This is a genomic window from Pandoraea pneumonica, from assembly GCF_902459645.1.
GTDB classification, from domain to species: Bacteria; Pseudomonadota; Gammaproteobacteria; order Burkholderiales; family Burkholderiaceae; genus Pandoraea; species Pandoraea pneumonica.
In genome coordinates this window covers 736,396-761,018 of sequence record NZ_CABPSK010000002.1, presented here as the reverse complement: position 1 = coordinate 761,018, position 24,623 = coordinate 736,396, and the positions used below count along the sequence as shown (strand labels likewise).

Sequence of the window (24,623 nt, the reverse complement as noted above, 5' to 3'; positions counted from 1 at the left end):
CTGCCCCAACAGCGCCAACCACCATGAGCCAGACACCTCATAACGCCACGCCAGCCGACGCGCACGAGTTGCCCGAAGGCGCTCGCCACGTTGCGCGCCTGTTGGCGGGCATGGGGCACGATCAGCCGATCGTGCTGCTGCCTGCCACGGGCAAGACGTCGGCCGAAGCCGCTGCCGGACTGGGCTGCGAAGTGGCGCAAATCGCCAAGTCGATCATCTTCCGCCGCGCCGACGATGACACGCCAGTGCTGGTCATCGCGAGCGGCGTCAATCGTGTGGACGAGAAGAAGGTTGCCGCGCAGGTTGGCAAACTCGCGCGCGCCGATGCCAAGTTCGTCAAAGAGAAGACCGGTTATTCGATTGGCGGCGTGAGCCCCATCGGCCATGTCGTCTCGCCGGTCACGCTGATCGACGAAGATTTGCTCAAACTTGCCAGCCTCTGGGCCGCCGCCGGACACCCCCACGCCGTGTTCAACCTGACACCCAAGCAACTCGTCGCGATGACGGGCGCCCCGGTCGTCGACGTCGCATTGCGCGACTGAACCGACTGAACGGACTGAGCGCCGTCGGCACACAACGGCGTACGGAAGATGCAAGCCATGTTCAGTGCGCGGACATAGCGCCGCAGTACCGCAGCACCGCAACATCGAAAAAAGGAGACCTGCCATGCCGAGTCCCGAACTCGTCGCCGGACTGACATTCGAGTGGACGTATCGCGTGCCGAAGAAGGCCGTGGTGCCCGAACTCTACGACGACGTGGAACTGTGCCGCGACATGCCCGCCGTGCTCGCCACCGGTTATCTCGCGGGCATTCTGGAATGCGCGTGCCTTCAGGCGATTCGGCCCTATCTCGATTGGCCGCGCGAGCAATCGCTCGGCACGCTCGTCTCGTTCTCGCATCTGGCAGCGACGCCCGCGGGCGACACGTTGCGCATTCACGGCAAGCTCATCGAGGTCAATGGCCGTCAACTGCGCTTTGAAGTGGCCGCGTGGGATGGCCTCGACAAAGTGAGCTCGGGCACCCACGAGCGCGTGATCGTCGATCAGGAACGCTTTTTAACCAAGCTACGCGAGAAAGCCGACAAGCTCGACTTGCCACTGTGACCTCGAATCCCGCCACGCGCACGAAGCCGCCAACGGACGACGTACCGTCCCCGTGCACCAACATCTGCCGCATGAACCCGGCAACGGGCTGGTGTTCGGGCTGTTGGCGCACGCTCGCCGAAATTGCCGCGTGGTCGACAATGGCCGCCGACGACAAGCGCCACGTATGGTCGCTGTTGCCGCAACGCCGCGAAGCCCACGCCGAGCCGCCTGTCATGCATCGCCGCGTGGAAGCGGGCGGTGGCAGCGCCGGTGACGCCTAGCGCGCCTTCTCACTCATTACGCCAGACCTCTTCATCACCGCTCATGGGAAAAATCGTCACTGCCGGCGAAACGTTTAGCGCCACTCACGCGTTCACGCCCGCATCGATCCGCGAGTTTTCCGCACTCGCGCACGACTTCAACCCGCTGCACCACGACGCCGAATATGCGGCGGCCGACCCGCGCTTCGGTGGACTGATTTCGTCGGGCACGCAGCAAATGTCGTATCTGGCTGCGTTGCTCGCCACGCACTACTCGAAGACGGCGCAGCCGCTCGGGTTGGAATTCGATATGAAGCTGCGGCGCGCCGTGCGCGCAGACGACGTCATCACCGTGCGCTGGACCGTCACCGATAGCCAGTGGAAAGACAAGCTTGCAGGCGACATCGTCTCGCTCGACGGTGAGGCCGTGAATCAGCGCGGTGAAACCGTGATTGCCGCCACGGCGAAGATTCTCGTGTGCGCGAAGCCGGGGACACGCGCATGACCTCGCCCGCCCTGCCTCCCCTGCCCAATGGCATGCGCTTGTTCGAGCGTGGCTGGCTGTCGTCGAACAACATTTTGTTTCTTGGCGACGAACCGGCGCTGGTCGATAGCGGCTACGTCTCGCATGCCGCGCAAACGCTTGCCCTCGTCCAACACGCGCTGCCGCCCGGACAACCGCTCGCGCGCCTGATCAACACGCATCTGCATTCCGACCATTGCGGCGGTAACGCGGCCTTGCAGGCGCACTACGGTTGCCGCACGTGGGTTCCGGCGGCCGAGGCCGATCCGGTTCGGCATTGGGACGAAGCGCGCCTGTCGTATCGCGCCACGGGGCAGCAATGTGCACGCTTCGTTTTCGACGAGACGCTCTCGCCGGGCGACACCGTCCCGCTCGGCGATCGTGAGTGGCTCGTGCTCGGCGCGCCGGGTCACGATCCGCATGCGCTGATGCTCTACAGCGCCGCCGATGCCGTCCTGATCTCGGCCGACGCCCTGTGGGAACGCGGCTTCGGCGTGATCTTTCCTGAACTCGACGGCGAGTCGGGATTCGCAGAACAAGCCGCTGTGCTCGATCTCATCGAGCAACTGGATGTCTCGCTAGTCATCCCCGGGCATGGTAAGCCGTTCACCGACATCGACGGCGCGCTCGCCGCCGCGCGCAGCCGGCTCGACTACCTGCGCAGCGACCCTGCACGCAACGCGCGCAATGCCCTCAAGGTGCTGATCGTGTTCCGGCTGATGGCAGAAATCGAGATGACGTGCGACGCACTCAAGACCACGCTCGACACCGCACGCGCGTGGCGTGGGGCGGCAGCGATGCTCGCACCACCCTCGGCTTGGCCCGAACTGCTCGACACCCTCATCGCGGAATTGGCGAAAGCCGGTGCGCTGCGCCACGATGCCGACGCAGGCAAGCTCTACGCAGTGTGAACTGGCCGCCCAGGCTAGCCGAGGGCACGAAAAAAACAACGCCGCTTGCCGGTGAAGGCAAACGGCGTTTGAGGACGTGACGTGCCGGTCGAATGCTGCGGTCGCTAACGCGGCACCCGTCCTGCGGCGCCTTGTTACCGGCACCGCGTGGCACGCGACTTCATCGTAGTCGGCACGGCGCGGCACACCAAGAGGGCTTTCCCTGATGCGAGGCCGACACCTTGCTCGGGACCACGAACACAAGACGCCGCGCGGCGCACAATCCGAAGCTTTCTTCGAGTGTCCGCCTCGCGAGAGACAAACGAATCCCCCTATAATCGAACGATCGTTCGCGAAATAATTTCGAAGGCACATCCGCCACCTGCATCGCCAGCCAACGTGCCGACCGGCGTCGCTCCCACACGCGGGAGCGCCCAGCACAAGGAGACTTCATGGCCCTTCCCAAGATTCTGCAAAACCTGGCGCTGCCCGTCGTGGCCTCGCCGATGTTCATCGTGAGCTACCCGGAACTGGTGCTCGCGCAGTGCAAGGCTGGCATCGTCGGTTCGTTCCCTGCGCTCAACGCGCGCGAACCGCAGATTCTCGAAGACTGGCTCGCCCGTATCACGGAAGAGTTGGCGTCCTATAAGGCCGCGAACCCCGACGCCGTCGTCGGCCCGCTCGCCGTCAATCAGATCGTGCATCAATCGAATCAGCGCCTCGAACACGACGTGCGCGTGTGCGTCGAGCATCGCGTGCCGATCTTCATCACGAGCCTGCGCGCACCGCCAAAAGAAGTGCTCGATGCGGTGCACAGCTACGGCGGCATCGTGCTGCACGACGTGATCAACCTGCGCCATGCCAACAAAGCGCTCGAAGCGGGCGTCGACGGACTGATTCTCGTCGCAGCAGGGGCGGGCGGTCATGCGGGCACGCTCTCGCCGTTCGCGCTCGTGGGCGAAGTGCGCAAGATTTTCGATGGCCCGCTCGTGCTGTCCGGCTCGATCGCCAATGGCGGTTCGATTCTCGCGGCGCAAGCCATGGGTGCAGACCTCGCCTATATCGGCACGCGCTTCATCGCATCGAGCGAGGCCAATGCCACCGACAGCTACAAGCAAGCCATCGTGGATGCCAGCGCCAACGACATCGTCTATACGAACCTGTTCACAGGGGTGTCCGGCAACTACATTCGTCAGAGCATCGTCAACGCGGGCCTCGATCCGGACAACTTGCCGACCGCCGATAAGACCGCGATGAACTTCGCCAAAGCGAAGGCGTGGAAAGACATCTGGGGTGCCGGGCAAGGCGTGGGATTGATGGACGATGTGCGCCCGGCCGCCGAGATCGTGGCGCGTCTCAAACAGGAATACGACGAGACGCGTCAACGTCTTGCACGTTAAGCGCTCGCTCACGGGTCGCTGATCGGCTCGAACGAACAGAACGAATAGAGCGAATACCACAGCGCGGCCGTCGGTCGCGCAAGCCTAATCGTCGTGGCGGGACGAGTCTCTCCGATCCGGGCTGCGTGTTGTGCGTGCCCGCCAGCGAATCGATACGCTGGCGGGCACGCCACATGCGCGGCCCTCTTCCCGGAGAGACCACCATGACGCATGTCTCGCATCGACGTGCCATCACCACGGCACCGCACTACGGATTGACTGCCAGCGCGCCGCACCGCCAATCAACACAGGCCAGACCTCACTGCGCCACCGGACACCGGTCGCGCACGCATTCGCCCCCCCACGCGCATCGTTCAACACGCGCGCTCGCCATGTCCGGCCCACCGTCGTTGGCGCGCGAGCCATCCGGCGTCTCAACATCGAACGGCCGGCAAATCGCATGGACACTGCTGCTCGTTGCCAACGTCGCAGCGCTTGCCCTGCCCGTGCATGCGAACGTGCCTCGCTGCCCAGCCGAAGCATCGCCAGTGCGCAACATCGGTCTGTGCCCCGAGGGCGCCGAACCCGTCGGCTCGGCATTGTCTGCCACCACGCTCGTCACCCCGGCGTGGCCCGACGTCGTCATCAACAGAATGGCACCTGAACCGATAAAGCTGGACTACAGCTTCGACGACGTCCTGAAGGCGCTGGCATCGGCACGCGAGCCGTTCCGCAATCTTGGCGAATCGATGGCCGACGTCTACACGACGCTGACTGGCAATGAAGTCGACCCGGAGGTCCGCGCACAATTGCGCATGGGCACGACCGCCGTAGACCTTCTCACCAGCCTGCTGCCCGGTGTAGCGCTACCGCGTCTCGGTGGCGAGATCGCACAAATCGTGGCAGATCAGCGTGAGGGCAAACCGGTCGACAGCTCCCGCCTCATCTCGGTGCTGATCAATACCAACCTGCGCGGCATGGAGTCACTTTCGGACACATCCGTGAAGCAAGTCCACAGCGTCGCGCGAGGCCATCAACCCATGCCCAAGCCATATCGCGAGCGCTTGCATGAGCCACGCGACACGTTGGCGCCCCAATCTCAGGAACTCGTGATAGGGGAATCGGAATATTTGCAAGGCTACGCGCAACCGCTCGGCGCCCATGTGCTCAGCCCTGAAGCGATTCGCCCCGTCAGCACCGACACAGAGCAAGGCATCCTCGTCGCGAGAGGCGATTACTTCATTCGCGGGACGGGCGGCTATTACCGCATGCAGCGTCAGAAGTCCGACAACCAATGGCTCGTCGCCGCGCGCGGGCCCGGCAAGCCACAGGTTCCGGTGACTTACGACGCCGCGACCCAAAAATGGCGCGCGCACGCACCGTTACGGTTATACGGCGGCGGTGGCGGCATCAGCAAGGAAGCATCGCCCCCCGCGGCCAAGACCACCGAGCGCGAGCGCGACAGCGTTTTCTCAGTGCTGTTCGATCTCGTCGGAATTCCTGAACCTGTAGTGCGCGCGGCGATACGTCGAGCCTTCTTGGACTTGGGCTATCTGCGCCTGCTGCGCACAAATCGCGCTGACCTTCGGCAACTGCGCGACAACTCTATCGTGGCAATCAGAGAGCGCCTGACGAACAGGATGCGCGACATCGACCGTCATGCGTCTTTGTTCGATCAACAGCGTCAGGCCGCGAAACACACGGCGCTCTACTATTTGGAGCATCCCAATTCTGAGGCGTTTTGTCAGGAAAACGCGGAAGTGCTCCTTTACTTCATGCTCATGTGCGGCGTGCCGTCGAGCCGCATCCGCATGATCACACTGCACGCGCAGAATCGGCCCGCACACGTCATGCTGCTCTACACGGAGTCACCCGCGCTGATCGGAATGTTGGAAACGGCAACGCCACAACCGCCCATCGATGGGCAGATAGACGGCCTGACGCAGTTGGAGTTTGAGTCGGCGATTCTGTCCGCACGCTACCGCAGTCGGCTGTTCGATCCATGGAGCCGGACCAAGATGGTGACGTTCGAGCACGCGCGCAGCGAACGGGAGGTAAGCGAGATGCTCGCACCGACGCTCGAAGACATGGGCTTCCAGCGGGGCGAGCCTTATCGCATTTCGATCACGCGTCCGCTGGGCAAGCCTGCGCAAAAAAAGCTACCCGGTCACTAGCGAACCGAACGAAAACCACAGCGCGATTCTCAGGCCAGCAAGCCTGATCGTCGCGCTGTCACTAATCTCTCCGGCCCGGGCTGCATGAATTGCCAGCGGTGTCAGCGAATCGATAGGTTGACGAGCGCGGCGCATGCACAGCCCTCCTCACGGAGAGACCAACTTGACGCACCTGCCGCACCTCCCCCATCGACGCGCCATCACCCCGTCACCCCGCTACGGATTGCCCGCAAGCGCTGCACGGCACCCATCGCGGCCAGCCAGTCGTCACGGCCGCGCCAAATGCCTCTCACAGGCAAAACCGCCGATGCATGCGGTCAGCGCCGCCACCACGGCTTCAGCGCCGACGACGCCTGGCAGCGCCGCCACCGGCCCACGGCAAACGGCATGGCCGATGGCGCTCGCACTGTTATGCGCGATGAACATCGCAATGCCAATCGCCGCTGCACGACCCCACTTCTCGCCCGACACCAGCGACACCGCATTCCCCGGCGACGCCTCCGATTCGGATTCGGGCATTCTCATGCGGCCGATGGCGTACGCCCCGATCAAGACGGAATACAGCACCAACGATGTGTTGAAAGCGGTGGCGAGCGGCGCGTCTCCGTTCACGAACTTCGCCGAATCGGTCAACGATGCCATCGCCGTCTCCACGGGTCGAGACATCCCTGCGCAAACACGCGGGCAACTGCGCGAAACCATGCAAGTGTTGGACTATGGGACCGGCGTAATGTCCAAGGTGCAACTGCTTCGCCTGCCCGCCGACGTAGCACAGCTCGTGTCCGAACAGATCGCGGGGCGTCCACCGGACGTCTCCCGCGTGATTTCGGTACTCTTGAATTCCGATTTGCGCGGTTTAGACACGCCAGGCCAACCACGTCGACAAACAGATACAACCGTGCACCACAGGGCGATTGCCCACAAAGCCAATGCCGCCCAAGGCCTGCCGGTAGCCGCATTTGACGAGATGGCGAAGTGGCGAACAGCGCCAAAGCTTCGCAAGCCGAATCAACCGAACGCCGCCTCGACAAGCACGATTCACGGCGAGCGCGAATTTCTTCAAGACTATTCGCAGTGGCCGCTGGGAATGGGACCACTCACAGAGTTGCGTCACGGACTCGTTCTGATGGGCGGCCAATTCTTCTTGCGCAGACCCCATGGTTTTTATCGCCTACAGCGCTCGAAGGTCCGCAATCACTGGCTCGTCGACGCCCCGACGCCGGGGAAACCGCAGGTCCCCATAAAACTCGACCCCGCCACGGGTGAGTGGCATGCATACGCGCCACTGCGCTTGTGCGGCGGCGGTTGCTCACAAAGCCGGATGGGCGCGCCGCAGCTCGTCGCTGACAGTGTTTACAGCTATGAGTTCGATCTAGATGGAATTATCGACACGCGGGTGCGCGACGCGATTCGGGACGCATTCGATGCGCTGGGTGACCTAAATCTGTTACGCAGCAATCGTCAAGACATGCGACCGTTTCGAAACAACTCGATCTCCGAAATTCGCAAACATCTGTGGACGAGGCAGCGCGAGATCGATCCGAGTGAGCCTCTGGACCGACAACAGCGGCGCGCAGCCTCAATGACGGCGAACTTTTACATCGATAACCCCGGCCGCGAGGCGTTCTGCCACGAAAATGCGGAGATCCTGCTTCACTTCATGCTGGTGCACGACGTGCCGAAATCGCGGCTGCGCATGGTGACGTTGCGCCCCCAGAACCGGCCGGCACACGTCATGGTGCTCTACACAGAATCGCCTCTGGTTATCAAAGCGCTGGATTTGGCGACGCCACAACCGCCCATCGAAGGGCAGGTAGACGGCCTGACACATCAGGAGTTCTCGAAGGCCATTTTGTCGACACGCGATCACACTTGGCTGTTCGATCCGTGGAGCCGAATCAAGATGGTGACGTTCGAGCGCGCGCGGAGCGTACAGGACGTGAGCGACACGCTCGCGCCAACGCTGGAAGCCGCCGGCTATCGGCGCAGCGAGCCCTATCGGATTTCGGTGACGCGCACGCTGAGCACGCCCGCAAACGAGCGGGGTGCCCAGTTGAACCGCGACCGGTCTTGACTTAGTACGTGTAGACGCCGCGCCCGGTCTTACGGCCGAGATACCCCGCAGCGACCATTTCCTTGAGCAGCGGGCAGGCGCGGTACTTCGAGTCTTCGAACTCTTCGTAGAAGACGTTCATCACCGAGAGACACACGTCGAGCCCGATCATGTCGGCTAGTGCGAGCGGCCCGATCGGGTGATTGCAGCCGAGCTTCATGCCTTCGTCGATTTCTTCCGGCGTCGCGAGGTTCTCCGCCAATACGAAGAACGCTTCATTGATCATCGGCACGAGAATACGGTTCACCACGAAGCCCGGCGCATTCTTCACAGTAATCGGCGACTTGCCGAGTTGACGGGCCAGCGCTTCGACGCGGGCATGCGTCTCGTCGCTCGTTTGCAGACCGCGAATGATCTCGACGAGCGCCATGAGCGGCACCGGGTTGAAGAAATGCATGCCGATGAACTGCGACGGGTTCGCGACGATGGCGGCAAGCTTGGTGATCGAGATCGACGAGGTGTTCGACGCGAGAATCGCATCGGCCTTCGCCACGCCTTCGAGTTGCTTGAGAATCTTCACCTTCAGGTCGAAGTTCTCGGTGGCCGCTTCGATCACGATATCGGCACCGGCGAGCGCGGCGTAGTCGGTCGACGTGGAGATGCGGGCGAGCGCCGCGTCTTTTTCCGCCGTCGTGAGCTTGTCCTTTTTGATCAGGCGATCGAGACTGCCAGCGATCGTCGCCAGCCCCTTGTTCACGGCGGCGTCGCTGATGTCGACCATCGTGACCGGCAGACCCGCCACGGCACACGCCTGTGCAATGCCGTTACCCATCGTGCCCGCGCCAATGATGCCAACGTGTTGAATCGTCATGTCGTCTCTGCTCCGTCTATGGTGGATTTTCGGTGCACAAATCATAGCGCGGACACGCCGGATCGGTGACACATGAAACCGCTCTGCGGAACTCGGCAGCGGCGGGCAAGACGCGTGTGGCGCGACATCTCGGGCGGAAAAAAGAAAGGGGACAGACGCACCCCAAATTGGCGCCTGCCCCCTCTCTGGAACCGGACGGTGCGCGCGTCGCCGCGCACACCGCGCGCGATCAGAACTTCATGCGAATGCCGCCGCCGGCCGTGTTGCCGGTCGAGAGCGTGCTGACCTTGTCCATCATGTACGCGGCATAGATGTCGGTACGCTTGGACAGCGGGTAGTCGTAACCCAGCGCCCAGGTCTTGCGGTTGACGTTGGTCGCGCCCGAGCTCTTCGTGTACGCATACGACGCGAGCACGCTGCCGTTACCCAGCGGCACCGACACGCCGAGCTGGCCGCCGTTTTCCGACACGCCGCCGCCCGTCACGTTGTTACGGATGTATTGGTACTGACCGAACAGCTTCACGATCTGGAAGTCGTACGTCGCGCCCAATTGCACGGCTTGCTGGCTGCGGAAGCCCGGCATACCGGCCATATCGTCAGGCACCGAGTCGAACTTCACTTGCTGATAGGCGACGGTCGCAGCGAACGGACCGTTGAAGTACAGCGCCGAGGCGCTCCACTTGTTCTGGCCGGTTTCGCCAGCCTTGTTGCCGAACGCGTACGAGACGCTGCCCGACAGGCCCTTGAAGTTCGGCGTGGTGTACATCACGGCGTTGCTCCAACCCGAGTCGCCGACGATACCTTGGCCGGCCTGACCGATGAAGGTGTGGAACACCATCGGGCTGAACGTGTACGAATCGACGAACGGGTTGAACAGAATCGTCGAGACAAAGTACGACGTGGTCAGACGGCCGATCGTGACGGTACCGGCGGTGTCCGACGACAGGCCGACGTACGCGTTGCGCGAGAACATCGAGTCGCCCTGGAAACGACCGTACTGGCCCGTCTGCGGACGGAAGAAGTCTTCGAGCACGAACACGGCTTTCAGGCCGCCACCGAGGTCTTCATTGCCCTTCATGCCCCAGTACGACGTCGACATACCGCCGCCGCCCTGCGTCCATGCCGTATTGCCGCCCGGGTTCTTCACCGCGCCCACAAAGGCATCCACCTGACCGTACAGCGTGACGTTCGACTGTGCGAACGCCGACGTGCTCATGCACGCGCCCAGAATGAGTGCCCCGCCCAGGCCCTTGGCCATGCTCCGCTTCATTGACTTCTCCTTGGTTTGAGTATTTTGTGTGCCTGCTCCCGCCCCTGCGCGGGCCCTGCCGGCGCTCACTTGCGAAGCGCCTCCCTGTTGAACGGCCGTGATTCTCGCACAGCACCTGCGGCCTCGGTACGCCGAAACCGCAGAGAAAAATCGCCACATGAAGCGGCTGGGAAATGGTGGGGAGACAAAATTCAGACGACCACCCGCGCCACAATTAACCTCGGTATAACGGGATCGATATATCCCTTATATTGCCGGGTTAGCGAACGCTCACATACGCCGTGACATGCGCGATTGATGGGCAGTCATGAAGCGCGACCTAGAGTCGGCATTGGGTGCGAGCGCACGATTCCGATGTTGCACATATGCAACATTCGGTGCACTCAGGGGAAAGCGGAAGGGGGTTTTGCCGGAAACGGGCTAGCGGGTCAGCGTCCGCGGCGTCCACCGCCGCCTTGAGGGCCACGCGGGGCACCTTGCGGGGTGTACTGCCGCTCGCGCGGCTCGGCCGGGGCGGCCCAGTTCGGGTAAGCCTGCTGACCGCGACCGCGGTCGGCGCTGAAGCGGCTGATGTCTTCGCGCAGCGACGCCTTGTTCACATCGAGGGGGTCGCGCCCGCGCCCGCCTTCTGCCCAGGCAGGATAGGCGCACACCAGCAGCAATAGGAGACAACAGCGAATACGGGCACTCATTTCGATACCGCCGGCTTTCGACCGACATCGTCCGGCCCGAGGGTGGGGCCGGTTGGCACGAGGCGTCCTTGGCGCGAAGCCGCAGCGGCATTCGCGCGCGCAGATCATGCCTGCGCCATACGCCTCAAGAATGAATGTACCGGGACAGCCGAACGAGCGTCGACCGAAAAGATGTTAACGCGCGCGGCGGTGTGCAACCGTTTGTAACCGCCTGATTCGCATACGACAACCAACACGCGCGACGCGCCAACGCACGTCGCCGGATGACGGCGGCCACCATGGGGCCGGTGCCGCTTCGCTTCAGTTACTGCTTCTCGACCGACAGCGAAATCTCGCGAATGCGCTCAGCGCGCGGCGTCACCAGGTCTTGCGCCGTAACCGTGAAATTGACCGGGCGCGCGTACTTCTTGCTCGCGCTCTGCCACTCGGCGGGCAGCCCTGCCGGGTTGGTCGTCGTCGTGCGCAGGGTGGTCACGCCGCGCGTGCAGCGCGAGACTTGCGTGGCGAAGCTTTGCGCCTGCGTGCGCAGATCCATCGGCGTGATCTTCTGGTAGTCCCAGATGCACTCGTAGGTCGGTGCGAGACCGGTCGCGCGAAACACCTTGCAGTCGCCGCCGGGCACCGAATAGGTCGCCTGGTAGCTCTCGCCGCGATCGTTCTTAGCCGCGAGCGGGCCGGTGATGTCTTCAAAACCGTTCTGCGCGCTCTTGGCCAGCAGGAGGATGCCCTCGCACTGATCGGCGGCAAAGGCCGTCTGCGCCGCGCACAGGCAAGCGAGCAGAGCCCATCGTTGTAGAGAATTCGTTGCCATCATAGGAATGTTTGACTGTCCTGCCTCGGGCAAAAACGGCGCAATCGGGCGCAATCGAAAGCCATCGGGCGCGATTGGGCGCGATAGGGTGCGGCATCAAAAGCGTCATTAGAACGCAAACGCCGCGAAGGCGAAACCACGGTGACAGGGGAAATGGTGCGCCAATTCGAGTGCTGACACGTCAGTTAGTTCGCGCGGGTGCTCCGCTCATCCAAAAGGCCGATTGTCACGTCAGCTTCGCGACCTATACTCGGATGGCAGTCCAACTGCATGGGCGCGACCGGAACCGGCGACGGTTCAGCGCATTGTGGCAGCGCCCCCTGGTGCCAAGTCTCCTTGGCCCTTACCATGCCGCGCCGGTACACGCGGCTGGCGATGCCCCGATGGGGCCTCAACCGGCGGCTTAGCCCGCCGGTTTCCTTATGTGCGGCAGGTTCTCTGCCAACGCATGACGACGCACTACGCCGCAGACTCATGACGACGGATTAAGCGAAAGTGCGGATATCGTCCGCCGCCTTCGTCTGCAACTATCAAAGCACAAGAGCAATATTCACCGGGCACGCAACTTCGGGAAGTCAACGGAGTGATTGTGGACACTTGTCTGTCGTTGACAGTGGACCCCTTCGTGCGCGGACACGGCGGCACGCTCGCCCACGTGCTCGGCGCCCTCGGCAAGTTTCGCCGGCGCCATGGACATTGGCCGCGACGACTCTATCTCTATCCCGAAACCCTGGCTGCGCTGGTGCAAGACCTGACGCCGCTCGGCTTCTACCGGTTTCAGCAGCGACTCGACGTCATTGCCGATCTCGAACGCGATATGTTCTGCGCGGACGATGCGGGCAACGTCACCATCTACCGCGTGCAGGCCGCGCAAGACCCTGCGGCCATCGACGCCGCGACTGGCTGGCTCAACCTGTGCGGTCCCGAGGCACCACCCCCTGTCGGAGAGATGTCATGAACCGACTCGCGATCATTCTTGATGGTTTGATGCTGCTCTATCTCGCTGCGGCCACGGTGGTCGGTGTGCAAGCGAGCGCCGCCGACGGGCACGGTATGCTCGCCAGCGTGCTGGGTGTGATGCTCGCCGTCTTCGCACTGGCGCTGTTGGCCGCCCCGTTCTACGTGTCGCTGGTCGTGTTGGTCGCGCAATCCGAGCGGCTGCTTCGGCTCGCTGCTGTGCTTCACTGGCTATTGCTCGGACTGATGGCCGCGCTCACGCTCATCTCGTTTCTCGCGAGCGACACCATCGAAGTGTCAGCGACGTTGTTCGTGCTCGTGGCCGTCGTGTGTATCGTCAATCTCGTCGTCCTCTCGCGACGGCGCATGCTCTTCGAGTCGTTCCATCTGTTCGAGCACTGACGGCAAACATCGGCAGCACGCCCCTGCATATTTGCGAGCGGCAACTCGTCAATGCTAGACTGCGCGGCATGAATCGCTGGCGCAAACTCCTCGTGCTGTGGCTGCTGTGCGTGACCATGCCTTTACAGGCCATGGCCGCGCTGCGTACGCATTGCGCGCCGGATGCCACTGTAGCGACCTTGGCGCGACTCGCTGTCCCGATGGCGACACTGACGCTGGGGATGTCGCACAGCGATGCCACGATGCAACACGCGATGCACGGCGGCCATCATGATGCGATGGCGGGCAGCGACGGGGCGCACGACATGACGCTTCACGCGTCGAGTCACGACAGCGCGCCCGACACCGCCGACAAATCTGCCTCGCACTCGCAACACGCCAGTTGTTCGGCCTGTGCGGCGTGCGTCGTCTGCACCGCGCTGCCGCAAAGTCTGGCCATTCGCACGCCCGACGCGCAGCCTTCTGCTGCCATTCCGTTCCTGCGCACGTCCGCCGCCAGCGCGTTCGTGGCCACCTTGGAACGTCCTCCCAAAGCCGTCCTCGTCTGACAGCCTGACGTTCGCGCGAAACTTGCGCGCCGTCACCGTTCCCGTTCGAACCGACCGTTTTCCCGCTTCGCACATCCGCACACTGCGCTGAATCGCGCTGTCGTGTGCTGTCTTGCAGCGAGTGCAACGCGTCCGTTCGTCAGATGACCTTGCGATGTTTGTTGCCCGGCCGGATTACGCGGGCCACTGACATCGTCATGCTCGACGAGTCTTTCGATGACGTATCTTTTTCTGCGACGGCACGCGCTCACCGTGCCCGCCGCGCTATCGGTGTGGATGGCCTTCACGGCACTCCCGGTCAGCGCGGCCACCGAGATGGCATCGGCCCCTGCCGCCGCTGCGCATCCCCAACCGGCGAACGATCCCGCCAACCCGGACGCGCCCGCAGGTCCCGCGCCCCAACACGGCGTGATGCATGACTTCACACGCCCTGCGCTTTCCGTACCGCCCGGCGATTGGCGCGCGGTGAACGCCAGCGTATCCAGTGGCGGGCCGATGGATCACAGCGCGATGGGCCATGCCATGCCGATGCCATCGGCACCCGCCGCCGCCCACAGCGGGCACGCAGCAACGCCCACACCCGCCGCTGCCGCCAGCCACACCGGACACGGCACAGCGCCCGCAACGCAACCAACCGCAGCGCCCGCAACGCCACCAACGCCGCCAGCCGCAGCGCCCGCCGCCGATCCGCATGCTGGGCACAACATGAGCGGAGGCACGCGATGATGGCCTCGTCCCGCCTCATGCCAAATGCGGGTCATGTGGCGCCGGCTCGGCACCGCCGTCGCACGCAAGGCGCACTCATCGCCATCGCCACGCTGGCCCTCACGGGCTGCGCGACCTTTAGCGACGATGGCGGCTTTGACCCCGTTGCGCAGGCCACACAGCAGCGATTAGGCAAATCGGCGGTCTGGGCGCGCGACGACGCCGCAACGCAAGCGCTCGCCGAACAACGCGACGCCCTGCTCGCCAAACCGCTCGACATCGACACCGCCGTGCAACTCACGTTGATCAACCATCGCGGTTTGCAGGCGACTTATGCGGAACTCGGCATTGCGGAAGCGTCGCTGGTGCAGGCCGGTCGTCTGCCCAACCCGCGCTTTGCCTTCCAGCGCGTGCAAGGTGGTGGTGACATCGCCATCGAGCGCACGTGGGGCATCGACTTCGTTCGCGTGCTGACGATGCCGCTCGCCTCGCGCATCGAGGCGCGGCGTTTCGCGCAGGTGCAAGCGCAGGTCACCCAAGCCATCGTCGAACAAGCCACGCTCACCCGACGGGCATGGATCGATGCCGTCGCCGCACAAGAGCGCGTGGAGATTCTCGAGCAAACGAGCGTCGCCACACAGGCCGCCAGCGAACTGGCCGACGGCATGGCGCGTGCGGGCAACTTCAGTGCGATGCGCCGAACGCAAGAGAATCTGGTCTACGCCGATACCGCGGCACGATTGGCACGTGCGAGAGAGCAAGCCAACACGGCGCGCGAGCACCTCGCTCGGCAGATGGGGTTATGGGGTCAACAACTCGCGTTCACGTTGCCGTCGCGTCTGCCCGCGTTGCCGCGCGTGCGTCCGGCGTGGCCCGATGCCGAAGCTCAAGCGATGCGCGAGCGCCCGGATATTCGCGAGGCGCGCGCAGCGCTCGACGCGACGGCCAGCGACCTCGGTCTCACGCAGGCGACGCGCTTCATCAATGTGCTCGACACGTCCTATCGCGACAACAGCGCGACGGGGTCACCCAATGAGCGGGGCTATGAAATTTCGCTGGAAGTGCCGCTCTTCGATTGGGGCAGCGCACGCGTGGCCGGTGCCGAAGCGCGCTATCGGCAGCGGGTCGATCGATTGGCCGACACCGCCGTCGCAGCGCGCGCCGATGTGCGCACCCGTCGCGCCCAGGCGCTCGCTGCGTGGGACATCGCCGAGCACTACCGCACTACCGTTCTGCCGCTGCGCCAACGCGTCTCGGACGAACTGCTGCTGCGCTACAACGGCATGCTCGCGAGCGTGTTCGATCTGCTCACCGACGCCCGCGAGCAACGCGACACCGTGCTGGCCTACATCGATGCGACGTCGGACTTCTGGCTAGCGGATGCCGCGTTCAGGGAAAGCCTCGGCGGCGGCGACGCGCATGCCGACTCACCAGCGATGCCTGCGACGCCTTCGACGCCTGCTGCGCCCACAGCCGCCACAGCGCCCACAGCGCCCACAGCGGCACAGCATGACGCAGCACCCGCGGCGCAGACCGGGGCACAAAACGGGGCGCAAAACGCTGCGCCCTCGCCTTCCTCATCTTCAACACATTCCCATGGAGGTGGCGCATGACGTCGCGCCGACGATTCCTGCGTGATGCCAGCCTCGCCGTGATGGGCGCGGCCGCGGTCGAGCGCACCAGCCTTGCCGCCTTGCCCGAGGCGGCCACACGCAGCGACGCCAGTACGGCGTCTCCGCACAGCCCGCCCACCGGGCGTCCGTATCGCCCTGTCGTGACGCTCAACGGCTGGACGCTGCCATGGCGCATGCGCAACGGCGTCAAAGAGTTCCACCTGATTGCCGAACCCGTCGTGCGCGAGATTGCCCCCGGCATGCAAGCGAACCTGTGGGGTTACAACGGCCAGAGTCCGGGACCGACCATCGAAGTCGTGGAAGGCGATCGTGTGCGCCTGTACGTCACGAACCGCCTGCCCGAGGCGACGAGCGTGCACTGGCACGGCCAGCGTCTGCCCAATGGGATGGACGGCGTCGCCGGGCTCAACCAGCGTGCCATTGCGCCCGGCCAAACGTACGTCTACGAGTTCGAAGCGAAGCGGGCGGGCACGTTCATGTACCACCCGCATGCCGACGAGATGATGCAGATGGCGATGGGCCTGATGGGTTTCTGGGTCACGCATCCGAAAGATCCGGCGGCGATGCCCGTCGATCGCGATTACGTGTTCCTCATCAACGCGTATGCCATCGATCCGGGCACCCGCACGCCGCGCGTGAACGAGATGACGGACTTCAATCTGTGGACATGGAACAGTCGCGCATTTCCGGGCATCGATCCGATGGTGGCGCGCCAGGGCGACCGGGTACGCATACGTGTGGGCAATCTCACGATGACCAATCACCCCATCCATCTGCACGGACACGAGTTCAAGGTGACGGGCACCGATGGCGGATGGGTGCCGCCCTCGGCACAGTGGCCGGAAGTGACGACGGATGTCGCCGTGGGCCAGATGCGCGCCATCGAGTTCGACGCTACCGAGCTTGGCGACTGGGCTTTCCACTGCCACAAATCGCACCATACGATGAACCCCATGGGCCACGAGGTGCCCACGATGCTCGGCGTGAATCAGCGCGAGATTGCGGGCAAAATTGCGCGCATCATTCCCGACTATATGGCGATGGGGGAAACCGGAGGGTCGATGAACGGCATGGAAATGCCACTCCCCGAGAACACGCTGCCGATGATGACCGGCACCGGCCCGTATGGACCGATCGAAATGGGCGGCATGTTCACCACCGTGAAAGTGCGGCGCGACCTGCCGCGCGACAGTTATCGCGATCCGGGCTGGTATGCCCAGAAACCCGGCGCGCCACGGGGCTCGGTCGCGAGTCCGTGGCAAGGCAATGCTGCAACCCTACCTTCTTCTCACCGTCCGCCCGTTACCGGAGGCAAATCATGATTCGTTCGTCTTTCGTCCGTCTGTTGCTGTCGCGCCTGCTCATTCCTGCCACGGCACTCGGTCTGAGCCTGCCCGCGTTTGCCGATGATCCGCATGCCATGCATGGCATGCAACACAGCCATGGCGACAGCGCCGCCGCCAACATCGGTGAAGCGGGTGACGAGGCCCAAGCGACGCGCACCGTCGAAGTCGACATGCGCGACACCATGCGCTTCTCGCCGGGCACGCTCACGGTACGTCGTGGCGATACGGTACGTTTCGTCGTCACCAATAGCGGCAAGGTTCGTCACGAGATGATGCTCGGAACGTCGGCCACGCTGGCCGATCACGCGAAGATGATGCAGCAGATGCCCGGCATGGCACACGCCGAGCCCAATGCGGTGACCGTCGATCCGGGTCAGCGCAAAACGCTTGTGTGGCACTTCACGCAGGCGGGCACAGTGGACTTCGCGTGTCTTGAGCCAGGTCACTACGAAGCAGGCATGAAGGGCGTCATCAACGTCCGGTAATCCCGGCAACCGGGCCTTGGCGACACGACAAGTGCTGGAACAATCTCTCGCCTAGACGCGTTCGAGTCCGCCGCTGAGGGCTTCAGTGGCCTCGGCCTCGAACGCGTCGACGTCACGCGCCTTGAGGCTCAAGGTCAGGGTGACGCCGTCGTCGTAGCTGACGTCGAGCACCGTGGCCGCATGGCGTTCGGCAATCCGGCGCAGCATCGCTTCATGGGCGAAGCTGCACCGGTATTGCGGCTCGGCCATCGGTTCGACCGCGGTGAGCGTGGCCAGCTTCAACGCTTCGCTCACCGCTTGTCCGTACGCACGCGTCAAGCCGCCCGCGCCCAATTTGATGCCGCCGTAGTAACGCACCACGACGGCGAACACATTGGCCAATTCCTTGTGCATCAGCACGTTGTACATAGGCTTGGCCGCCGTGCCGCCTGGCTCGCCATCGTCGTCGAACCCCGACGCGCCCTCGCACAGCAACACCCAGCAATAGTGCGTGGCGTTGGGATAGCGCACGCGCAACGCGTCGAGTTCGCGCATCGCCGCTTCGCGCGTGGCGACAGGCATGACGATGCCAATGAACCGGCTCTTCCTGATGTCCAGTTCAACCTCGACCGGTGCTGCCAATGCGTACATCCGTTGAATTCTCCCTGCGCGGCTTTCGCCGCGCGTCTTCCCTAGGGCCTTACAGGCTCACTTCGCCACGCGCGAGTTCGATCACGTTACCGCCGACACGAATCTCACGCTCGGCCGTCACTTCCAGCGTCAACCGGCACGGGCGCTCAATGGCGTCGCCCTGCGACACACGCGCACGTACGGGCAACGGGTAACCTTGGCCGATCAGCCAGCCGCCCAGATTCGCGCACGCCGAACCGGTGCCCGGGTCTTCGCTCACGCCACCACCCTGCGTGGTGAAGAAGTAGCGTGCCGTCACCTCCAACTCGCCGCCCTTCTCGCTGTCGATGGAGAACACATAGCCCGTCTTGCGCTCGAGGCTCGAAAGCGGCCAGCGCTCCAGTCGTGCGCTGTCCGGCGTTGCGCGGGCCACGGCATCGGCGTTCTTCAACGGAATCAACAATTGATCGGCACCGGTGTCGACCCACTGCGGCGATTGCGCCAGATCGTCACGCGACAGACGGACCAATGCCGCGATGTCAGCATCCGCTTCTTTTGCTTTGGCGATCTTCGGCTCGCCGTGCGACGGCGCTGTGAGTGTCCAGTGATCGCCGTTGGCCTGCACCGGCACGAGGCCTGCGGCGAATTGCAGCGTCAGCGCATCGCCGAGGTTACGCATCGCGCGCAACACGTGGGCCGTGCCCAGCGTCGGGTGCCCGGCAAAGCGCATTTCATACCCCGGCGTGAAGATCCGCACGTGGGCGTCGGCAGTCTCCGACGGCAGGATGAACGTCGTCTCGGACAGATTGAACTGTCGCGCCAGCGCTCGCATCTCGTCGTCGCTCATGCCACGCGCGTCCTCGAACACGCACAGCGGATTGCCGCCGAAAGTGGTCTCGGCGAAAACGTTGACGATGCGAAAAGCAAAAGTGCGGCTCATGACGAATCTCCAGGTTGGGGGCGGTCAGGCTGACAGGTCCGGCGGTGTCGCAAGACGACCGGTGGGTCATGCGAAAGAAGGCTCGTAGTCTCGCACATCGTGCGGCAATGTGCGCGGCGACCGCACAGCTTTGCCATTTACACGCGACTTTTCGGCAAATCTCACCGATGCGGTCGGAATGTTCCGCCACCGCACGGGAAAACTCGCGGATTCAACGCGAATCAATTGTCACCTATGACATGACAATAATTCACAATTCAGACGGATTGTAGTTCTGCGTGGGGACCCTAAAATGTGAGTCATCGAGGCAATCAACACCGCCTCTTACTGATTCAGATCCCCAAGGAGCCCATCATGCTGGACATCAGAAAAGCTGCTGACCGAGGCGTTGCCAACCACGGCTGGCTCAATTCGCACCATACGTTCTCGTTCGCCAACTATTACGATCCGAAGCAAGTCGGCTTCTCCGATCTGCTCGTGATCAACGACGACCGCGTGGCACCGGCACAAGGTTTCGGTAAGCACCCGCACCGCGACATGGAGATCTTTTCGTACGTGCTCGAAGGCGCGCTCGAACACAAGGACACCATGGGCACCGGGTCGGTCATCGAGCCGGGTGACGTGCAGTTGATGAGTGCCGGGCGCGGCGTGGCGCACAGCGAGTTCAATCACTCGCCGACGTCGCCGGTGCACTTCCTGCAAATTTGGATCGTGCCGAACGAGAAGGGCATCACGCCGGAGTATCAGCAACAGCGTTTCACGCCGGAAGAAAAGCGCGGCCGTCTGCGCCTGATCATGTCGCCGGACGGCGCCGACAACTCGCTGCACATTCATCAGAATGCGCGCGTGTATGCGGGACTGTTCGACGGTGACGAATCGGCCACGCTGAGCATTGCACCGAACCGCTATGCCTATGTGCACGTTGCACGCGGCAGTGTGGAACTCAACGGTGTGGCGCTGGGCGAAGGCGATGGCGTGCGAGTGCGCGAAGAAACGGCACTCACGCTCTCGAACGGACGCGATGCCGAAGTGCTGGTATTCGATCTGCGTCCGATCGAAACGCCCGACTTCTAAGACTAGGTGACGTGACTTGCGGCGAAGGGTTGCCGCAACGCGCGAATCATCGATGGCGGACGGCTCCCACGGGGCCGTCCGCTTTTTTTATGGCGCGTTGCCATTAGAGCACTACGCCACTACGACGGGCTAACCACGAGCGAACACGCGTCGCCGCGCGCATCGCGGCTTACCGTCACACGCGATAAACCCGCGAGCTGCGGTGCCAGTGTTCGCCAGATATAACTGCAAAGATTTTCGAGCGTGGCAGGGCCAAGGCCTGCAACGTCGTCGAGCAACCGGTGGTCCAGCCGCTCGCGCACGCGCGACAACTCGTCGTCGAAGATGGCGAGATCGAGCACCATGCCCGTCTCGCCCTGCGGCTTGCCGGTCACCTCGACCGTCGCCCGATAGCTGTGGCCATGAATGCGACGGCTCGCGTCGATGCTCGGCGGATCGATATCGCGGCGTGCCAGCGTATGCGCCGCTTCAAAAACGAAGCTGCGCGACAGCGTGAACTGCGCGCGGTCAACAGCCCCGTTCGCGTTCGCCGCCGCCTTTGCCGACATTTCCGCGCCGCCGTGCGACCCGCCCACGCCCCCCCTTCCCTTGAAGCCGCCCATCAGCCCCACACCACTCATGCAGCGTCGCTCGGTATGTCGAGTTGCAGCGCGTGCTGCGAGTCGCGCCACGCGGCGTCGCCCTGCGCCAGTTCGACCACGCCAAGACGGCACGCCTCGAACGCCGACTCGATGGCGACGCGATCCATGTCGCGGCCAATGAACACGACTTCGTTGATGCGATCGCCCCACGGGGCTTCCCAACTGGCTTCGATCGCGTCGCGCTGCGGATCGCCGTACGGCGGCCACACGTCCGGGTCTGCCGCTGCCCACCATTGACCGACCGGCTCCAGCGTCGCCGTATTCCCGGCACGCGAATACGCAAGCGCCCATGCCGGACGATTCGCCACCCATACGTAACCTTTCGCGCGCATCAGCCCTGGCAGCGGCATGCCCATGAAGGCGGCAAAGCGCGCCGGGTGCAGCGGCTCGCGCTGGCGCAACACGAAGCTCGTCACACCGAAAGTGTCGGCTTCCGACGCGTGATCGCCCGCGAGCGCTTGCGCCCAGCCCGCCATCTGCTCGGCGCGCTCGGGGTCGAAGCGGCCCGTGCCCAGCACTTCGTTCAACGGCACCTGCCCGCGCTCGCCCAACACGATGCGTGCCGACGGATTGAGCCCAGTGATCAACGCCTTCACCGCGTCGAGCCGCGTGGCATCGACGCAATCGACCTTGCTCACCACGACCACGTCGGCGAACTCGATTTGCTCGGTGAGCAGTTCCGCCAGACGGCGCTCGTCCTCTTCACCGGCCACTTCACCGCGCTGTGCCAGCGTATCCAGACCGTTGAAGTCTTCGAGCACGTGCAGCGCGTCGACCACCGTCACCATCGTGTCGAGACGGGCCACATCGGCGAGCGATTGGCCCGCTTCGTCGCGAAATTCGAACGTCGCGGCCACCGGCATGGGCTCGGCGATGCCCGTCGATTCGATCAGCAGATAGTCGAAGCGTCCGTCCTGCGCGAGCTCGCGCACCGCAATCAGCAAGTCTTCGCGCAGCGTGCAGCAAATGCAGCCGTTGCTCATTTCCACCAGCTTCTCTTCGGTACGCGAGAGCGCTGCGCCCGCGTTCTCGGCACCCCGCGCGACGAACGAGGCGTCGATGTTGACCTCGCTCATATCGTTGACGAGGACAGCCACGCGCAAGCCGTCGCGGTTACCCAGCACGTGATTGAGCAAGGTGGTCTTGCCAGCACCGAGGAAGCCGGAAAGCACGGTGACGGGCAGACGGCGGTCGGCACCACCGGCAGCAGTGAGTTGAGAAGTCATGGTGGATCGATCCTGTGGTAAAGCCCCGGAGGGATGCACGCCGACGACGCTCGCGAGGGGTGTGGCGCTGCCGGAGCCTGGGTGAGGCTGGAAGCGGCCAGCAGCGCACAGGGCGGGACGCCGGTGGCGCGCGCCGTCGGGGGGACCGGCGCAGGCGTCGGGCCGAAACGAAACGCGTCGGCGCGCATACGGGGCTGCAACGAAATGTCGCCGCAAAAATGCAATTGAGTTGCAATATGGCGCGATCATACGGGGAGAATCTTATTTTTGCAACTCAGTTGCAAAAATAGAACAAGCCCCCGGTGCGGCGCTATTCGTCCCGCTTTCATCCCGCTTAGATCCCGCTTCTCATCCCCCTTATTGCGGAACCCGCGAGCGGCTGCATCGGTCATCAAGGTCTGCGATACTGCGCGAGCGGCACAGGCCGCTGATGGTGAGGCGGCCGATGCTCAACATCGCCCTGCCAATCACCCTTGTCACCCCACTCGATACGCGTATGCCAAAGACCTCTTACGCCACGCCCACCCAACGTGCTTCAGGCACTCCGAGCAAAATGATCGATCTGTTCACGCCCGCAATGCAGTCGCTGCGCCACGCGGCACGTGGGCTCGCCGTCGCCGCCGTCATCGGGCTGATGGGCGCGTCCCAAGGCGCGTGGGCCCACGCGCACCCGGTATCGAGCGAGCCTGCTGCGCAAGCGAGCGTCGACGCGCCGAAGTCGGTACGCGTCACGTTCGACTCGGCCCTTGAAGGGGCCTTTTCGACACTGACCGTCGTCGACGCGCAAGGCAAGCCGGTCACGCAGACGAAGGCCGAACTCGACGCCGCACGCAAGACGCTTACGGTCGCGTTGCCGCCCCTCAAGGCGGGCGACTATCAGGCGAACTGGGTCGCCGTGGCGAATGACGGGCACCGCACGAAAGGCAGCTTCAAGTTCACTGTGAAGTGATGCCGTCCGATCTCGCAGCGGGCACCTGGCAACCGGCGACCGCCGGGTTGCTGAACCTTGCGCTCGCGCTGGCGCTGGGGGTATTGCTGCTGCGCAGCCCACACGCGGTGCGACGCGGGCTGACCTTACGGGTACTGCCGGGGTTTGCTGCCGGGTTGGCCGTCGTCGCGTGGGTTGCCTACGTACTGGCGAGTACGCAGGCGATGACTGGTGGCGACTGGGAAACCACGACGGCGATGCTGAGCGACGTGTGGCAGGTCCTCACGCTATCGCATTACGGCCGCATGCAATGGGTGGCGGGCCTCGGCGTCGCGCTGCTCTGCGCAGGCGCGTGGACGTGGTTCGATGCGCGTCGGCGTTTGCGCAATGCCCCGCCGGTCGCCGACGATCCGCGTGATCGTCATCACCGCCGCGAGCATCAGCAGGAACGGCATGCCCGGATGATCTATGCGGCCGGCGCCGTGTTGCTGGCGCTCGCCCGCGCAGGCACGGGCCATGCCGCCGACGCCGCGATGCCGTGGCTTGCCATCGGGGTGCACACGCTGCACGTGGGCGCGGCCGCCACATGGACGGGCGTGCTGCTCGTCGCGGGTTGCGTGATTCCGGGCTGGCGGCATTGGCCGGTCGGCGCGCGCGCGGCCTATGGCGAACGCCTGTCGTCGGTGGCGACGCTGGCGATGTTTGTCGCGCTTGTCACCGGTGCGTTCAACGCGTGGCGCACGTTGGGCGAAACCCCGTCGACGTGGTTCGAGCCGCAGAACGCGCCGTATCTCGCGTGGCTGATTACCAAGCTGATACTCGTCGCTTGCGCTGCGCTGCTTGGCGCATGGAATCGCTGGCACTTTCTGCCGCGCCTGGTCCTCGATACCGGGGAGACGCATTTGGACACGACGGCCTTCGCGCGTGTCATCGCCATCGAAGCGCTCGTCCTGGTCATGGTCATGAGCCTTGCCGCCAAGCTCGGCACCACCATGCCGCCAGGGGTCTGACCCGCGCGGGCGGCCTCGGCAGAATTCAATAGCAAGAACCGGAGCGCGGCATCGTCACCCGCTCCCTAAACTGAAGGCAAGTCATCAGTCATTGGGAGAACACTGCGAT

Annotated in this window: 26 protein-coding genes; 18 read left to right on the top strand and 8 right to left on the bottom strand. The window is 63.9% G+C overall.

Translation table 11 applies throughout. From position 1 onward, the window contains the following. Positions 1 to 23 precede the first annotated feature (23 nt). From PPN31114_RS12465 to PPN31114_RS12430, 8 genes are all read left to right on the top strand, one after another. Positions 24 to 542 carry a YbaK/EbsC family protein gene (locus PPN31114_RS12465; protein WP_150679800.1) on the top strand — a complete coding sequence of 173 codons (519 nt, stop codon included), beginning with the start codon at positions 24 to 26 and terminating at the stop codon, positions 540 to 542. A 124-nt stretch (positions 543 to 666) separates the two neighbouring features. After that, positions 667 to 1,104: a thioesterase family protein gene (locus tag PPN31114_RS12460; protein WP_150679799.1), complete on the top strand. Its 438-nt coding sequence runs from the start codon at positions 667 to 669 to the stop codon at positions 1,102 to 1,104. Continuing rightward, entirely contained in the window at positions 1,101 to 1,367 is a 267-nt protein-coding gene (locus tag PPN31114_RS12455; RefSeq protein ID WP_281350967.1) for a DUF1289 domain-containing protein, read from the top strand. Before PPN31114_RS12460 ends, PPN31114_RS12455 begins: the two co-directional genes overlap by 4 nt. 43 nt (positions 1,368 to 1,410) lie before the next feature. Next, positions 1,411 to 1,851 (top strand): MaoC family dehydratase, encoded by a 441-nt coding sequence (locus PPN31114_RS12450; RefSeq protein ID WP_150679798.1) that lies wholly within the window; start codon positions 1,411 to 1,413, stop codon positions 1,849 to 1,851. Between the two features lie 11 nt (positions 1,852 to 1,862). Then, a complete protein-coding gene (locus PPN31114_RS12445) occupies positions 1,863 to 2,780 on the top strand; it encodes an MBL fold metallo-hydrolase (protein WP_150680395.1) in 918 nt (305 codons plus the stop codon). A gap of 431 nt (positions 2,781 to 3,211) precedes the next feature. Further along, the gene (locus PPN31114_RS12440; RefSeq protein ID WP_150679797.1) at positions 3,212 to 4,159 is read left to right on the top strand and encodes an NAD(P)H-dependent flavin oxidoreductase; all 948 of its coding nucleotides are present in this window, start codon (positions 3,212 to 3,214) and stop codon (positions 4,157 to 4,159) included. Between the two features lie 527 nt (positions 4,160 to 4,686). Beyond that, complete coding sequence (locus PPN31114_RS12435; RefSeq protein WP_150679796.1) at positions 4,687 to 6,312, top strand: hypothetical protein; 1,626 nt, start codon at positions 4,687 to 4,689, stop codon at positions 6,310 to 6,312. Positions 6,313 to 6,619: 307 nt separating this feature from the next. Next, entirely contained in the window at positions 6,620 to 8,386 is a 1,767-nt protein-coding gene (locus tag PPN31114_RS12430) for a hypothetical protein (protein ID WP_150679795.1), read from the top strand. A 1-nt stretch (position 8,387) separates the two neighbouring features. Here the strand turns inward: PPN31114_RS12430 and PPN31114_RS12425 are convergent, their stop codons facing one another. The 4 genes from PPN31114_RS12425 to PPN31114_RS12410 all read right to left on the bottom strand — a co-directional run bounded on the left by PPN31114_RS12425 (position 8,388) and on the right by PPN31114_RS12410 (position 12,012). After that, the gene (locus tag PPN31114_RS12425; protein ID WP_150679794.1) at positions 8,388 to 9,236 is read right to left on the bottom strand and encodes a 3-hydroxybutyryl-CoA dehydrogenase; all 849 of its coding nucleotides are present in this window, start codon (positions 9,234 to 9,236) and stop codon (positions 8,388 to 8,390) included. 229 nt (positions 9,237 to 9,465) lie between these two features. Further along, on the bottom strand, positions 9,466 to 10,494 hold the full coding sequence (locus PPN31114_RS12420; protein WP_246182573.1) for a porin: 1,029 nt from the start codon (positions 10,492 to 10,494) through the stop codon (positions 9,466 to 9,468). 440 nt (positions 10,495 to 10,934) lie between these two features. Continuing rightward, positions 10,935 to 11,198, bottom strand: coding sequence for a hypothetical protein (locus PPN31114_RS12415; protein WP_150679792.1), 264 nt, complete (start codon positions 11,196 to 11,198; stop codon positions 10,935 to 10,937). Positions 11,199 to 11,502: 304 nt separating this feature from the next. Further along, positions 11,503 to 12,012: a hypothetical protein gene (locus tag PPN31114_RS12410; protein ID WP_150679791.1), complete on the bottom strand. Its 510-nt coding sequence runs from the start codon at positions 12,010 to 12,012 to the stop codon at positions 11,503 to 11,505. A gap of 604 nt (positions 12,013 to 12,616) precedes the next feature. On the opposite strand from PPN31114_RS12410, the gene PPN31114_RS12405 reads away from it, so the two are divergent. The 7 genes from PPN31114_RS12405 (at position 12,617) to PPN31114_RS12375 (ending at position 18,086) form a co-directional block, all read left to right on the top strand. Beyond that, complete coding sequence (locus PPN31114_RS12405) at positions 12,617 to 12,967, top strand: hypothetical protein (RefSeq protein ID WP_150679790.1); 351 nt, start codon at positions 12,617 to 12,619, stop codon at positions 12,965 to 12,967. After that, a complete protein-coding gene (locus PPN31114_RS12400) occupies positions 12,964 to 13,368 on the top strand; it encodes a hypothetical protein (protein ID WP_150679789.1) in 405 nt (134 codons plus the stop codon). Before PPN31114_RS12405 ends, PPN31114_RS12400 begins: the two co-directional genes overlap by 4 nt. Positions 13,369 to 13,436: 68 nt before the next feature. Continuing rightward, a complete protein-coding gene (locus tag PPN31114_RS12395) occupies positions 13,437 to 13,916 on the top strand; it encodes a hypothetical protein (RefSeq protein ID WP_150679788.1) in 480 nt (159 codons plus the stop codon). 216 nt (positions 13,917 to 14,132) lie between these two features. Then, positions 14,133 to 14,642, top strand: coding sequence for a hypothetical protein (locus tag PPN31114_RS12390; RefSeq protein ID WP_150679787.1), 510 nt, complete (start codon positions 14,133 to 14,135; stop codon positions 14,640 to 14,642). Then, positions 14,639 to 16,234 (top strand): TolC family protein, encoded by a 1,596-nt coding sequence (locus tag PPN31114_RS12385; RefSeq protein ID WP_246182524.1) that lies wholly within the window; start codon positions 14,639 to 14,641, stop codon positions 16,232 to 16,234. The genes PPN31114_RS12390 and PPN31114_RS12385 overlap by 4 nt, the downstream gene beginning before the upstream one ends. Beyond that, entirely contained in the window at positions 16,231 to 17,577 is a 1,347-nt protein-coding gene (locus PPN31114_RS12380) for a multicopper oxidase family protein (RefSeq protein WP_150679786.1), read from the top strand. The genes PPN31114_RS12385 and PPN31114_RS12380 overlap by 4 nt, the downstream gene beginning before the upstream one ends. Then, complete coding sequence (locus PPN31114_RS12375) at positions 17,574 to 18,086, top strand: cupredoxin domain-containing protein (RefSeq protein ID WP_150679785.1); 513 nt, start codon at positions 17,574 to 17,576, stop codon at positions 18,084 to 18,086. Before PPN31114_RS12380 ends, PPN31114_RS12375 begins: the two co-directional genes overlap by 4 nt. A 51-nt stretch (positions 18,087 to 18,137) precedes the next feature. Here PPN31114_RS12375 and PPN31114_RS12370 read toward each other — a convergent pair whose 3' ends face one another. Beyond that, complete coding sequence (locus PPN31114_RS12370; protein ID WP_150679784.1) at positions 18,138 to 18,716, bottom strand: IMPACT family protein; 579 nt, start codon at positions 18,714 to 18,716, stop codon at positions 18,138 to 18,140. Positions 18,717 to 18,765: 49 nt separating this feature from the next. Then, positions 18,766 to 19,635, bottom strand: a complete 870-nt coding sequence (locus tag PPN31114_RS12365) for a PhzF family phenazine biosynthesis protein (protein WP_150679783.1) — start codon at positions 19,633 to 19,635, stop codon at positions 18,766 to 18,768. A 354-nt stretch (positions 19,636 to 19,989) separates the two neighbouring features. On the opposite strand from PPN31114_RS12365, the gene PPN31114_RS12360 reads away from it, so the two are divergent. Continuing rightward, on the top strand, positions 19,990 to 20,709 hold the full coding sequence (locus PPN31114_RS12360; RefSeq protein WP_150679782.1) for a pirin family protein: 720 nt from the start codon (positions 19,990 to 19,992) through the stop codon (positions 20,707 to 20,709). Between the two features lie 119 nt (positions 20,710 to 20,828). On the opposite strand, the gene PPN31114_RS12355 is transcribed toward PPN31114_RS12360, so the two are convergent. Both PPN31114_RS12355 and PPN31114_RS12350 read right to left on the bottom strand, forming a co-directional pair. Continuing rightward, the gene (locus tag PPN31114_RS12355; RefSeq protein ID WP_306439714.1) at positions 20,829 to 21,329 is read right to left on the bottom strand and encodes a 6-pyruvoyl trahydropterin synthase family protein; all 501 of its coding nucleotides are present in this window, start codon (positions 21,327 to 21,329) and stop codon (positions 20,829 to 20,831) included. Continuing rightward, positions 21,326 to 22,576, bottom strand: coding sequence for a GTP-binding protein (locus tag PPN31114_RS12350; RefSeq protein ID WP_150679781.1), 1,251 nt, complete (start codon positions 22,574 to 22,576; stop codon positions 21,326 to 21,328). The genes PPN31114_RS12355 and PPN31114_RS12350 overlap by 4 nt, the downstream gene beginning before the upstream one ends. Positions 22,577 to 23,072: 496 nt before the next feature. On the opposite strand from PPN31114_RS12350, the gene PPN31114_RS12345 reads away from it, so the two are divergent. Both PPN31114_RS12345 and PPN31114_RS12340 read left to right on the top strand, forming a co-directional pair. Then, the gene (locus PPN31114_RS12345; RefSeq protein WP_370865867.1) at positions 23,073 to 23,525 is read left to right on the top strand and encodes a copper resistance CopC family protein; all 453 of its coding nucleotides are present in this window, start codon (positions 23,073 to 23,075) and stop codon (positions 23,523 to 23,525) included. After that, entirely contained in the window at positions 23,525 to 24,514 is a 990-nt protein-coding gene (locus tag PPN31114_RS12340) for a copper resistance D family protein (protein ID WP_150679780.1), read from the top strand. The genes PPN31114_RS12345 and PPN31114_RS12340 overlap by 1 nt, the downstream gene beginning before the upstream one ends. Positions 24,515 to 24,623 lie beyond the last annotated feature (109 nt).